The following is a 13,120-nucleotide window of genomic DNA, read 5'->3' on the forward strand; positions in this document are numbered from 1 at the left end:
CCCCGGCGGTTCGTCAGGCACGGCCATACGTGTCCTCCAGCCGCACAATATCATCTTCGCCCAGATACGAACCCGACTGCACCTCGATCAGGTTCAGCGGCACCTTGCCAGGATTCTCCAGCCGGTGGACGGCGCCCAATGGCAGGTAAATGGACTCGTTCTCGCGGACCAGGATCTCCTCACCATCGCGGGTGACGAGCGCCGTGCCATTCACCACGATCCAATGTTCGGCGCGGTGGAAATGCTTTTGCAGCGACAGTTTATGGCCGGGCTTCACGGTGATGCGCTTCACCTGGAACCGGTCGCCGGCATGCACCGACTGGTAATAGCCCCAGGGGCGATAGACGCGGGGGCGGCTTTCGGCCTCCTTGCGCTTGTCCGCCTTCAGCTTCTGCACCACGCCCTTCACATCCTGCACCGCATCCTTGTGCGCCACCAGGATGGCATCCGACGTGGCGACAACGACCACATCCGACAGGCCCAGCACCGCCGTCAGTACCCCATCGGTGCGTACATAGGACCCCTGGCAGTTGCGCAGGATGACATCGCCGCGCGTGGCATTGCCGTCCCCGTCCTTCTCCACCACCTCATGCAGCGCCGACCAGGACCCGACATCGGACCAGCCGATGGAACAGGGTACGGTGGCGGCGCGGTCAGTGCGGGCAAAGACGGCATCATCAATGCTGACCGACGGCGCGGATTTGAAGGCGTCCGCCGCCAGACGCACGAAATCCAGATCGCTGGCCCGGCCTGCCACGGATGAAGCCACCGCCGTCAGCAGTGCCGGTTCAAACCGCGTCAGTTCCTCCAGCATGGCCGATGCCGCAAACAGGAACATGCCGCTGTTCCAGGAGCAACCCTCCCGCAGCAGTTCCTCCGCCTTGGGCAAGGCGGGTTTCTCAACGAAACGCTCCACCTTGAAGGCCCCCTCGATCCCGTCCAGCCCCGCACCAGGGCGGATCCAGCCGAACCCTGTCTCCGGTGTTTCCGCCTTGATGCCAAAGGTCACCAGATGACCTTGCGCCGCCGCCTTGGCGGCAACATGGACCGCAGCCGCCCAGGCCGCGCCATCTCGGATCACATGATCGGCGGGCAAGACCAGCAGCAGGGCTTCCGGGTCAATCTCCCGCGCCAGCAATGTCGCCGCCGCGATGGCGGGTGCGGTGTTGCGCGCGGCGGGTTCAAGGACCAGGGCACGCGGGGTAATGCCCATGTCGCGAAACTGTTCGGCCAGCACAAATCGATGCGCCTCCGCCCCCACCAGGATGGGCGTGCCCAGGCCCGCCGCCATGCAGCGTTCCACCGTCTGCTGCAACAGGCTGCGGCTGCCGGCCAACGGCAGGAACTGCTTGGGATATTGTTCGCGCGAGAGGGGCCACAACCGCGTACCACTGCCACCGGAAAGGATGACGGGGATAATCGTCTGGGACATGCGGGCAAACCTTGGTCGATGGGGGAGCGGCGGGAAAAGAGAGGAAACCCGAGCCATTCGGATAGGCTCTAACCTTTTGAACAGGAAGGAATAAAATGAACTCTTCATGTCTCGCAATTTCTACGGGATCAAGCCGTCCAGGGCCACCGTAGATGCGTATCCAGAAGAATAGGTAAAACTTAATCTATTCGGAAATAGAACAATTTCGATAGGCGGAGACCCCGCCAAAGGGCCTAGTCCAGCAGGGCGTCAAAGCCCTGCCGCCAGGGCCAGTTCATCCAGGGCGACAAGCCCTGTATCCCGCCAATGCCGGGTCCGACGAAGTTCGTCGCGCACCAGTACCATCAGGGCGGCGGCCAGATCGCGTTCGCCGTCGCGCAACGGGTCCTCCTGCCGCAATCGGTCACTGACGGTGCGCACCAGGCCCTTGTCCAGCAGGGTGATCCACCCCTCCGCCCCGCCGCCCAGCGGTTTGGAGATTTGCAGCATGCGCACCGCCTGGCCCAGCCGGTCCGACGGGGACAGGGCGCGCGGATCGGACAGGGCCGACTGGAAACCCGCCTTGGCCAGTTCCAGCACCTGCTCCTTGAAATTGCTATGGCCGGTGCCCCAATGCATGACGCGGCCAATGACGGCGCGCCAGCGCACGCACAGGCCCAGCGCCCATTCCAGCGCGTCCTGATCCGGGATCGCCCGTTCCACCGCGCGCCCCGCCGCCACACAGCGGTCGATCAAGGCGGGGTAAAGCGTGCGCTCCACTGCCTTCACCATCTGATCCATGTAATCGCGCGCCTGGGCACCCAGGCGCGGATCATCCAGGATTTCAAACTCTTCATAGATGCCGAGGATGGCGTCCAGATGGCCCAACTCCTCTCCCAGCACCAGCCGGCGCAGGGTCGTGGCGGCCAGCGGCCCCTTGATGGGCTGTCCGGCCCCAGCCAGCAACCCCGCCTCCTTGCCGATGCGGGCGCAGGTACGGCCAAAATGGCTGTCCATGGCCTCCAGGATACGGGCCTGCACCGTGGGTGAGCCATCCAACAGGAACGGCACCACCGACCGATAGGCACGCCGCCGGTGCAGCAGCGACAGCGGCACCAGATACAACGCCATGCGCGCTTCCGGCGTGGTTATGGACTGGATCGGATGCAGGGCAAACGACCCCGCCAGTTCCACCATGGTTTCCGCTGATCCGCTGTCGGCCAGCACCGCCTGCGCGATGGGACGCAGGGACGCGCCATGGGTCAATGCGCCCCGGATGGTGATCAGATCCTCGGTCGTCAGGGCACGCGGCGCAAAATCCGCCCCCAACCGCCGCAACTCCGCCGCGCGCCAATTGTTCAGCGCCGCCAGCACCTTATGCAGCCGGGCGGCATCGCCCGTCAGCCATTCCAGCACTCCGCGTCGGGCCTGCTCCTGCAATCCCTGGATTTCCGGCAGGGACAGCACGAGGTCCAGGGGCCGTTCGGCCACCAGCGTCGGCAGCTTCGCCTCGATCTCCGCTGCCAGCTTGGCCAGCGGTCCCGCCGCCGCCTGGGTCCAGACGGCGCCAATATCCACCGTATGCAGCGCCCCGATGCCGGAATGGCCGGGGCGCAGCATTTCCAGATCGGCGGTGATAAAGGGTTCGAACAGCTGGGTGAACAGGCGGCGGCCATGCTGCTGTCGCGAGGCGTTGATGCGTTCCACCAGGGCGCGGCGCACCACTGCCACCTTGGCATTGGCCTCCCCCGCCCCCGCCAGCTCGCCATAAAGCAACCGTGCCGCCCCCGTGGGCAGGCGGGAAACCAGGGCGGCGACGGTCTTGCCGATATCGTCCGCCTTCATGCCGCACCCACCGGGCAAAGGGTCACGCGCACCGCCGGCCAGGGCATGTCACAGGCGATTTCTTCGGCCAGCTGCAACAGGCCGGCACCGTTTTCCTCACCCGCGACCAGCAGGGAGAAACCACCCTCCCCCGCCCGGCACACCCATTTGTCGGCCCGTTCATGCACGGATGAAAAGGCCTCGATCAGCTTTTCCCGGATTTCCTCTGCGCCATGCTGGCCCAGTTCCAGCTTCAGTTCTGGCCAGTCGGCAATGGCAACATCCAGCCGCACGCCGGACACGAAGATGCCGTCCAGCGCCTGCCGGCAATCCACGGACTTCAGCCGTGTACCCGATGAGGGGCGCAGGGTGGTACGCAACCGGGCGGCCAGCGCCACCGGCTGCACCGGCTTCACAATGTAATCGGCGGCCCCGGCGGCAAAGGCGGCGGCCAGGCTTTCGCTTTCTTCCAGCGCCGAAATGACGATCAGGGGAATGGGAGCCAGACGCGGGTTCGCCTTGATGCGGGCGGCGGCACTGATCCCGTCCATGCCGGGCAGCATGATGTCCATCAGGATGGCGCGCACATCGGGTGCGGGCCCGTCTATCCTGTCAATCTCTAACGCCTGCAACGCTTCCTCGGCACTTCCAACGGTCTGGCTGGGGCCCAGGTTGGAATGGGCGATGATGGCCGACAGGATGATGCGCTGTTCCTCGCTATCCTCGACAATCAGGATCATCACCACCCCTCCCCACCGGTGCCGGCACTCTATGCCGGCCTGGACGCCGCTGCCTAGCTATCCAGATTAACACGGCCAAGCCAACTTCTTACGTCTAGGCGAGAGGTGCCAGTTTGACGTTACAATCTAACGAGTTACAGAGTGTAAAAACAAGCCCCTAATGCTATCGTAATGCATCAACCCACAGAGCATCGTGAGTGGTCACCATGGAATATTTTAACGAAATACAGAGTGCCATTTTTGGATATTCCGTTCGTCGCGCGGACGAAGTAAAGGAAAGAGGCATTCATTTTGCTCATTATACATCAGCCGATTCAGCCTACAAGATAATAATTAACCAAGAATTATGGATGCGTAATCTTCTTTCAATGAATGATGTTGCTGAAGTAGACCATGGAATGGAAATATTTAATTTTGTCTGGTCACATGATGACTATCAATTAAGTAAACAGATTGAACAAATTTTAAGCAAATGCCAACAAGACTGTGACGGAACATTCGATCCAACAGAGAGCAATGCCTTGAATCTCAAGAAGAATGTATTTGTATTGTGCCTCAGTGAGCACAATCAAAAGGAATACGGAGATGGTCGCCTCTCAATGTGGAGGGCATACGGAAGGAACTCAGGCGTCTCAATTGTCTTCAAAAACAACACAATACTATCAAGCGTCATCCAGACACCAACCTATGTTTCTCCAGTATTATATACAAATGGCCCTGACATGATATTAGAAATGAACAAAACAATGGAAAGATTGAGAGCGCATCTTTATAAAATGAATTACAATGTACCAGTAAGCATAATGAAGCATGCACTTGGCGCCGTAATTAAGGCATCAATATTTTCACTGAAACACAGAGGATTTAAAGAAGAGGCAGAGTGGAGAATTATTTTTGATTCTACAAATACAGAAATAAATGATGAGAATTACAGTATTCCAATGAAATATGAGACGATAAATGGTATTCCTCAGCGAGTACATGTGCTTAGTTTAGATAAAATAAATTCAGATAGCGGCACGAAATTCAATATGGGAGATTTGATTGAAGAAATAATCATTGGACCTTGCAGCAATCCGGAGTCAATAAAGGAAAGCCTGATATATGCACTCACTAAAAATGGCACACCCCCAAGACATGCAAAATCATTAATAAATGTATCTAATATTCCACTGAGAGTTTAGTTGAGCTGCCAATCCTGACGCGCCGCCCAATCTTCAAGTCTCGTCAGCGCCACGGGGAGGTCGGCCAGGATCGGGCCCATATCAACGGAGAAGGGCTTTTCTTCCCCGAAATTGTACCATTCATAGATGCGGCGCAGTTCACCGGTCAGGCGCTCATGGTCCAGGGTAGTCACATCCCTGAACACGCCTGCCATCGCCTCGCAGAAATCGGGGATCGGGCGCGGATCAAACCGCAGGGACCGGCCCAGCACAGCCCCCAGCCGCCGGGCCAGATCCGGCCCCCGTATAGCCTCCGCCCCGCCGACATTATAGGCGCGGCCCGACAGGTGGGGCCGATCCAACGCCGCGATCATCAGGTCCGACACATCATCCTGGCAAATCCAGCAGACATCCAGGTCCGGATGATGGGGATAGAAGATGCGGCCTTCCCCCAGGATGTGCTGCCGCGCCCAGGCGCGCTGCAGATTATCCAGATAGATCACGGGCTGGACCGACACGGTCGGCACACCGCTGTCGCGCAGCCTTTCGCGCATCTCCCAGCGGGCATCATGGGCGGCAAAGCCCCGCTTCTCCTCCTTGATGATCATCGAACTGTTGAAGACCGCCATACGCAGCCCCTGTCGCCGCGCCGCCTTTCCGATAGCATCGACCGCCCGGATCAACGGTTCCGCCGCCTGGAACGATGTGGACGGCATGGTGATGAACAGGGCCTCCACCCCGTCCAGGGCGCGGGCCAGACTGTCGGGATCGCGGTAATCTGCCGCCACGCTGTCCACGCCAGCGACACCCAGTTTCGACGGGTCGCGCGCGACGGCAACGGGCGTGTGGCCGGCGGCGATCAGGCGGCGCAACTGTGCCTCACCCTGGTCGCCGGTAGCGCCGAAGACAAGAACCTTCACGACACTTTCTCCCCTTCGGCCAGGGCCGCGCGGAACGCGCCCAGACCGCGCAGCATCAGGATCGACGCCCCGATGCTGGAAACCGAACAGACCAGGGCCAGCGACCAGCCGACCATGCCCGGATCACCAAACAACCGGTCGGTAATCAGCGCGATGAAGGTGGGGGCCAGCCCAAGGCCCACGATGGAAACCGTGAAAACATAGAGGGAGGAAACAACCCCGCGCATGCGGTTGGGCGTCACCATCTGGATGGAAGATGCCGCCATGGCCATGGGCAGCGTGTAGAAGAAGGTCACCCCCACCGCCGCCGCCAGCGCCAGATCATAGGTCGGGCAGAAGGGCAGCAGCACGGCGAACGGCACCACGCCAAGCGTGGTCAGGGCCGGCGTGCGGAAGGCGGCATCAACATAGCCGCGCCCGGCCAGAAACTTCGCCACATAAGGCCCGCACCACACGCCCAGCGACCCCGCCAGCAGCACCGACGCCCCATATTCCAGCCCGACCGAGGCCATCGACACCCCGTAATGCCGGATCAGGAAGCTGGGGATCCAGGCCGGAAAGGCATAAAGCGCAATGACATGCAGCGACATGCCACCATAGAACGCGCCATAGAAGGCACGCCGTTCATTCAGAAACTGCCATATCTGCGAAAGCGTAAACCGCTCCTGCTCCGCCTGCCCCACTACCTTGGTCCGTGGTGGTTCACGCACTGTCAGCATCAGGGCCGCCAGAACCAGACCCGGCCCGCCCACCACGATGAAGGCCAGATGCCACGGTGCCAGCAGACCGAAGGGACCGGCATCCACCGGCCCGACATGGCCCAGCTGCTGGATGACCAGCCCACCGAAGATCAGCGCCAGACCGCCGCCCAGATACGGCCCCATGAGAAAGATGCTCATGGCGCGCGGCAGCTTGTCCTTGCTGAAATAATCGGACAGCAGCGACCAGGCCGCCGGCATCAGGCAGGCCTCTGCCCCGCCCACCCCCATCCGCGCCCCGAACAACTGCCAATAGGTCTGAGACAGGCCGCAAAAGATGGTGAAGACCGACCAGATCGTGACCCCGGTCCAGATGATGGTGCGGCGATTGCCAATATCCGTCCACCGCCCGAACAGCGGCCCCATCAGCACATAAGCCAGGGTGAAGGACAGGCCCTGCAACAGGCTGATCTGCGTGTCCGACAGGGTGAACTGCCCCTTGATCGGCTCCACCAGCAAATTCAGGATCTGCCGATCCACGAAGGCCACCGCATAGGCGACCGTCAGCAGGATCGTGACATACCAGGCGTAAAGCCCGTCACGCGGCACGGGCCGGGCGGCGGCCTTGGTTTCGGGCGTGTCGATGCCGGACATCAGGCTGTGGGTCATCAGTCGGCATTCCCGCCCTGCTGGTGGTACAGCCGCCATGTCGGCAGTGCCTCCGGGAAATCGGCCGGGCGGCGGTCGCCATAGGCCCGCTGGCGCAACGGATCGCCCAGCGCCTCGGCATATTCCGTCACGGGCAGATAATAGAAGAAGGTCAGCAACCGGTCGGCAAAGCGCCATTTGCCATCGGCCCCGCGCCGATACTCATCCTGATAGCGCAGGGCCGTCAACATGGCCTGACCATTGCGCCAGACCTCGGCATGGGACGTGACGATCCCCGTGGCCCGATCAGGATCGGCATCATCGAAGCTGACGATCTTATCATGGGTGAAGTGGTTGCAGGGGCCGAGCGCTGCGAACCGGCCGCGATATTGCTCAATCACCGCCGCCCGGCCTCGGGCGTCCAACACCCCGTCCTTGGACCGGAAAGCCCCATCCTCCGTGAACAGGTCCGCCAGCCCCTCCAGGTCACGGTCATCGACGGTCAGGCCGTAGCGGGCCACCAGATCATTGATCTCGGCCCGCGCCTCAAGCCGTGCGATGCGCTGTTCCAGGGTCAGGGTCGTTGCCATGGGTTTTCCCTCTTGGCCGTAGGTCAGGTCGAGCGGAGCGAGCCCTGACGGGACAAGCTTCATGCCTGATCTGTCAGGGCTCGGCTGACGCCTCGACCTGACCTACGGGACGTTGCCTCAAAACTTCGCCGACAGCTCCACACCATAGGTGCGCGGTGTGCCACCCCAGACGGCGCGGTGCGTGCCGCCGTCAAAGCCGAAATCATAATATTCAGCATCGTTCAGGTTACGCCCGAACAGAGATACGGTGTAGCTGTCATTGAGGGAGTAGCTGACCGACGCATCCCACAGACCATAGGATTTCAGCGCCAGGGACGGGCTGTTCAGCGTATCGATGAACTGATCATCCACCCAGGTGTAGGAGGTGCGGAAGCGCAGGGAGCTGGTGTCCGACACCGGCACCTCATAGCTGGCCGCGACGGCATATTGCCATTTCGGCACGCGCTCGAACTTCAGATCCTTGGCGATGGGCCCGTCGATGGCCGGCTCATACACACCGTTCCGGTTCGTATCGATATTGGCGAAGCTATCATAACCGGCATTGGTATAGCCCAGCGAGGCATCCAGCGTCAGGGCATCGGTGACCAGGAACGACCCTTCCAGTTCCAGACCCCAGATGGTGGCAGAAGCCGCGTTACGCGGTACCTGCGTCACTGTCGGCAGGCCATTGACGATGACGGTATCGGACACGGTGCGCTGGATATTGGTGTAATCCGACAGGAAGGCCGCTGTATTCAGGCGCAGGCGCCGCCCCATCAGCTCACTCTTCATGCCCGCCTCATAGGAGGACACGGTTTCCTGATCCACCGGCCCCAGCACGGCAGCATTGGTGGCGCGGGCATTGAAGGAGCCAGAGCGGAAGCCCTTGGTCCAGGACGCATAGAGCAGCACATCATCATCGACCTTATAATCCAGGCCGATCTTGGGCGAGAAGCTGTTCCACTTGTCGTCGCCGTTCAGGCGCGCCACGGGACAGGCTTCAAAATTCAGGCTGGTATAGAGGGCGGCGTTGAAGGGGCAGAGTTCGATCTCCTTCTTCTCCACCGTATAGCGGCCACCCAGGATCAGCGACAGTTGATCGGTGAACTTCACCGACCCCTGGCCGAAGACGGCATAGGAACTGTCATCGGTCTTGGCGATACCAACGGTGCGGGAAATGACGGGTGCTGTCGCCGGACCGCTGGCATAGGCCGCGCGGCGTTCGGCGATGTACATTTCCTGCGTGAAATAATAGAGGCCCGCCGTGAACTCCACCGTGTCGGAGAAGTTAGAGGCATAACGCAGCTCGCCCGAATATTGGTGCTGACGCTCCCGGTTGTCCGGGAATTCGAACACCACATAGGGCGAACCGTCAAAGTCTGTGGAGGAGTTGAACTTCACCTCGCGATAACCGGTGACCAGCGAGACGATGCCATGGCCCAGATCCAGGCTGGCATCGATAATCCCGTGGCCGGCCTTCGTGTCGACATAGCCCTGGTCATTATGGTTGATGTCATACTTGTCCGTGGGCGGGGTATAGCCGAACACGCGCTGCACGGTCGCGGGCGAGGCCACCAGTTGACCATTAACCAGCAGCATGCGCGGATTGACCCGGCTGTCCCGGTTCTGCGACGCCGATGACCCGCCCTTGTCCCGGTAATATTCGCCGATCAGATCGACGGTCAGCACCTCATTGGGCGTCCAGCGCAGGGTGGGGCGTAGAATGGAGGTATCGACATCCGGCTTGTTGCGGCCCGTCGTCAGGTTCTTGAAATAGCCATCGCGGCTTTTCGACATGGCGGCGATCTTGCCGGCCAACTCACCCTCGACAATGGGGAACTGCACCGCCGCCGACACGTCCATGCGGTCATAATTGCCATAGGTGACCTTGATATCTGCACCCAACTCACCGGTTGGCCGGGTGGAAAGCACCGATACTGCACCACCCGTCACATTCTTGCCGAACAGCGTGCCCTGCGGCCCGCGCAGCACCTCAACCGACGCAATGTCAAACGTGTCCTGCATGGAGGCGGGGCCGAAGCCGATATAGATGCCGTCAACAAAGGTGCCGACCGCCGGGTCAACGGTGCGGATCGTGTTGGACGACCCGATGCCGCGGATGAAGAAGTTGGAGAAGCCGCCAAAGGTACCCGACTGGTTCAGCTGGATGTTCGGCGCCATGCGGCCCACATCCACCAGATCAGTGGCAAAGCTCTTTTCAATGGCATTGGCGTCGAAGGCGGTGATGGCGACCGACACGGCCTGCACATCCACGGCACCCGCCCGCTTCTGGCTGACCACCACGATCTCATCCAGCATGGGGCCGGCATCCGCCTTCTTCTCCTGCGCGCCCGCCGGCAGCACACCCGAAAGCAGCGCCAGGCCCACGGCCAGCAAGGACGGACGCCACGACAATTGCGCACGCATAGACATCTCGAACCTCCCCTTGAAGAGCCGTTACGACCGACCCTGTCCTGTGCGGCACCCGGTATCAGATCATCGGAAGGCGGAAGTCGAATTATCCACCAAACCCCTGATCCATCCGGCGCCATCGCTTGTTGTGTATAAATTCTATACGTTCTGTGTATGCATGACGGCAAGGCCAAATCGTCCGGTTGCCCAACTTTTTTGTAACAAGCGTTGGAAAATGGGTGCGCCGAAACCGATATCCGTAAGGACTGATGGGCGAGAGGGCGCGGCGAGCGGCGGAGAATGCGACAGAGGCCGAAGCGCGGGCGAAACCTAATGCCCGTGACGCGGGCATAACTCTATCATCTACGCATACAGTTACATCGCAAGACTCACATCTGCGAGAGCGTCAGCCAGCCCAGAATGCAGAAAGGCCGCCGGCATCAAAATGCCGACGGCCTTTCAATCTGGTGGGCCCGGAGGGACTTGAACCCCCAACCAGACCGTTATGAGCGGCATTTTTCCAGATTTTGGACGAACGGCAACGAACGCGCAAGAACGCCAGAAAACATAATATTTTCAGACATATATGGCACTTATCAGCCAACCACGACCTTTGACGGACATCAGCATAGAACGCCGTTCAAAATCAATCTTGCACTTACATTGCACTTACGGCAAGCTCGTGCCGTTGCACTTAAACGGGGATTCGCCGTGCAAGGTTTGCTGGGTTTGCCGCTAATCAAAAGCCTGAAACCGGCTGATCGGCCCTATGAGGTCCGGGACACCCGCCTGAAGGGTTTGCTGCTGCGGGTGCAGCCGAGCGGGGCGATGACCTATTACGTCGAATATGCGCGCGGCAAACGGATGAGCCTGGGGCGTACCAGCGTCGTCACCCCGCAGCAGGCCCGTGACCAGGCGAAGGACATCCTGGGTTCCGCCTTCCAGGGCAAGGACCCGGCGGCAGAGGTGGCCATGCCCGCCCAGGAACACACATTCGGCAGTTTCGTGGACGGGGAATATGGAAGTTGGGCCATCGCCAATGTCCGCACCCACAAGGGAACCCTCCGGCGGCTGAACACCAGCTTTGCCGAGTTCCGCCCTCTGAAGCTCAGCGAGATTACCCCATTGCTGGTGGAGCGCTGGCGGTCGGAACGCTTGAAGGCCGGCACCAAGCCATCCACCGTCAACCGCGACTTGGACGACCTGAAATCATCGCTGGGCAAGGCTCAGCAATGGGGCTTCATCGAAACCCACCCAATCGAGAAGGTAAAGCGCACCCGCGTGGATGACCGGGCCACGGTACGCTTCCTGACCGATGATGAGCATAAGCGCCTGCTGACCGCGCTGGACGACCGGGAGGAGCGGTTACGCACGGGCCGGGACAGCGCCAATGCATGGCGGACCGTGCGCAAATATCCCCTGCTGCCGGACCTGCGGGCCGTGCCCTATGCCGACCACCTGAAACCGATGGTGCTGGTCTCCCTGCACACCGGGCTCCGCTATGGGGAACTGGCGAACCTGACTTGGGATGATATGCATCTGGATCGCGCCATCCTGACCATTCATGGCTTCAAGGCCAAAAGCCAGAAGACCCGCCACATCCCCCTGAACAGCGCCGCCATGGAGGTGCTGGCCGCCTGGAACACCCAGCGGATGGAAACCAGCCCCCTTGTCTTCCCCAGCCGTGACGGTGGCCCCTTCGACAATGTGCGCAGTTCGTGGGAGGAGGTTCTGAAGGACGCCGGCATCACGAAATTCCGCTGGCACGACATGCGTCACACCTTCGCATCCTGGCTGGTCATGCGCGGCGTGGACCTGAACACCGTCCGGGAGTTGCTGGGGCATTCCGATTATCAGATGACACTACGCTATGCCCACTTGGCCCCGGAGCATAAAGCGGCGGCAGTGGCACGGTTGGTTGGGTGAGTGGGAGGGGCGATATGAGCCATATTTCAGATGAGCTTTGGGCGCGCATCGCACGCAGCACGGGGGGAGGGCCGGAGCTTCGGAACCGGCTGAACGAGGCAATCGACTACGTGCGCAGACACACAGTGCGGCACAATGCGAATGACAAATGCATTATGGTGAAGCGAGAGCTACGCTCACTGCTATCTGCGTCGACTAAGTTAAAATCAAAACTCGATCAAATCGACGAGACAACATTTTCTACTTTGTTTACCGACATTGACATGACCTCTACCGTCGAACAGAAAGAAAGGCAACGCGCAAAGACCAACGGAATAGCGCCATGCGACTTATTTGATAAAGAATTATTTGATTATCATTTTAATATATTGATCGACAGCATCAAGGACGGAATCTCGAGAACCAGGGTTTCAAAGAAAGGCATATCGATAAATGCAAGAAGAGATATCCGAGATGACCTAATCCAACTGACGGACTACGCCATTTATGTGAACGGCGGGAGCATTCTATCGAACAGATTTAGTCAATGCATTGGATGGCTCTTTGACTTCATCAGGATTGTTGACCCTTATGTTACCGAGGGGGTCGTTAAATCTGACGTTCGCAGATGGTTAAATCTTCGCGACAAGCACCCAGATGTTGGGATCGACCTTTGTCGTCAAGAATGGGAGCGAGCCGGAAACAGGGAAATAAACGACGATAATTCAATTCTGTTCTACGTTTAGCTTGTCAAGTATTTTTCGGAAGAAAAGGATGGGTAAATTTTAGCCATTCGTAAATTGGCTCTCGCCCTATAGATGACCGCGAGC

General features: G+C 59.9%; 10 protein-coding genes. 3 read left to right on the plus strand and 7 right to left on the minus strand.

Features of this window, described 5'->3' with window-relative positions:
* Positions 1-13: 13 nt before the first annotated feature.
* From ABC729_RS10540 to ABC729_RS10550, 3 genes are all read right to left on the minus strand, one after another.
* Positions 14-1,432, minus strand: coding sequence for a mannose-1-phosphate guanylyltransferase/mannose-6-phosphate isomerase (locus tag ABC729_RS10540; RefSeq protein ID WP_495607553.1), 1,419 nt, complete (start codon positions 1,430-1,432; stop codon positions 14-16).
* A gap of 249 nt (positions 1,433-1,681) precedes the next feature.
* A complete protein-coding gene (locus ABC729_RS10545; RefSeq protein WP_495607554.1) occupies positions 1,682-3,256 on the minus strand; it encodes a hypothetical protein in 1,575 nt (524 codons plus the stop codon).
* Positions 3,253-3,975, minus strand: a complete 723-nt coding sequence (locus tag ABC729_RS10550) for a response regulator (RefSeq protein ID WP_495607555.1) — start codon at positions 3,973-3,975, stop codon at positions 3,253-3,255. The genes ABC729_RS10545 and ABC729_RS10550 overlap by 4 nt, the downstream gene beginning before the upstream one ends.
* Positions 3,976-4,181: 206 nt before the next feature.
* Between ABC729_RS10550 and ABC729_RS10555 the strand changes: the two genes are divergently transcribed.
* Positions 4,182-5,159: a DUF2971 domain-containing protein gene (locus ABC729_RS10555; protein WP_495607556.1), complete on the plus strand. Its 978-nt coding sequence runs from the start codon at positions 4,182-4,184 to the stop codon at positions 5,157-5,159.
* On the opposite strand, the gene ABC729_RS10560 is transcribed toward ABC729_RS10555, so the two are convergent.
* The 4 genes from ABC729_RS10560 to ABC729_RS10575 form a co-directional block, all read right to left on the minus strand.
* A complete protein-coding gene (locus ABC729_RS10560) occupies positions 5,156-6,058 on the minus strand; it encodes an SDR family oxidoreductase (protein WP_495607557.1) in 903 nt (300 codons plus the stop codon). The two genes, ABC729_RS10555 and ABC729_RS10560, sit on opposite strands and share 4 nt — an antisense overlap.
* Positions 6,055-7,425: a spinster family MFS transporter gene (locus tag ABC729_RS10565; protein ID WP_495607558.1), complete on the minus strand. Its 1,371-nt coding sequence runs from the start codon at positions 7,423-7,425 to the stop codon at positions 6,055-6,057. Before ABC729_RS10565 ends, ABC729_RS10560 begins: the two co-directional genes overlap by 4 nt.
* Positions 7,425-7,994, minus strand: a complete 570-nt coding sequence (locus tag ABC729_RS10570) for a nuclear transport factor 2 family protein (protein WP_495607559.1) — start codon at positions 7,992-7,994, stop codon at positions 7,425-7,427. Before ABC729_RS10570 ends, ABC729_RS10565 begins: the two co-directional genes overlap by 1 nt.
* A gap of 117 nt (positions 7,995-8,111) precedes the next feature.
* A complete protein-coding gene (locus ABC729_RS10575; protein WP_495607560.1) occupies positions 8,112-10,406 on the minus strand; it encodes a TonB-dependent receptor in 2,295 nt (764 codons plus the stop codon).
* Positions 10,407-11,096: 690 nt separating this feature from the next.
* On the opposite strand from ABC729_RS10575, the gene ABC729_RS10580 reads away from it, so the two are divergent.
* Both ABC729_RS10580 and ABC729_RS10585 read left to right on the plus strand, forming a co-directional pair.
* Complete coding sequence (locus tag ABC729_RS10580; protein ID WP_495607561.1) at positions 11,097-12,311, plus strand: site-specific integrase; 1,215 nt, start codon at positions 11,097-11,099, stop codon at positions 12,309-12,311.
* 14 nt (positions 12,312-12,325) lie between these two features.
* Positions 12,326-13,036 (plus strand): hypothetical protein, encoded by a 711-nt coding sequence (locus tag ABC729_RS10585; RefSeq protein ID WP_495607562.1) that lies wholly within the window; start codon positions 12,326-12,328, stop codon positions 13,034-13,036.
* The last annotated feature ends 84 nt before the right edge of the window (positions 13,037-13,120 follow it).

The sequence above is a fragment of the Niveispirillum sp. CC-CTL257 genome, assembly GCF_059489915.1.

What these genes read in the sequence shown, in the direction of transcription:
- ABC729_RS10545 (WP_495607554.1), bottom strand. Translation starts at nt 3,256, where the DNA reads ATGAAGGCGGACGATATCGGCAAGACCGTCGCCGCCCTGGTTTCCCGC.
- ABC729_RS10565 (WP_495607558.1), bottom strand. Translation starts at nt 7,425, where the DNA reads ATGACCCACAGCCTGATGTCCGGCATCGACACGCCCGAAACCAAGGCC.
- ABC729_RS10585 (WP_495607562.1), top strand. Translation starts at nt 12,326, where the DNA reads ATGAGCCATATTTCAGATGAGCTTTGGGCGCGCATCGCACGCAGCACG.
- ABC729_RS10575 (WP_495607560.1), bottom strand. Translation starts at nt 10,406, where the DNA reads ATGTCTATGCGTGCGCAATTGTCGTGGCGTCCGTCCTTGCTGGCCGTG.
- ABC729_RS10570 (WP_495607559.1), bottom strand. Translation starts at nt 7,994, where the DNA reads ATGGCAACGACCCTGACCCTGGAACAGCGCATCGCACGGCTTGAGGCG.
- ABC729_RS10540 (WP_495607553.1), bottom strand. Translation starts at nt 1,432, where the DNA reads ATGTCCCAGACGATTATCCCCGTCATCCTTTCCGGTGGCAGTGGTACG.
- ABC729_RS10550 (WP_495607555.1), bottom strand. Translation starts at nt 3,975, where the DNA reads ATGATCCTGATTGTCGAGGATAGCGAGGAACAGCGCATCATCCTGTCG.
- ABC729_RS10555 (WP_495607556.1), top strand. Translation starts at nt 4,182, where the DNA reads ATGGAATATTTTAACGAAATACAGAGTGCCATTTTTGGATATTCCGTT.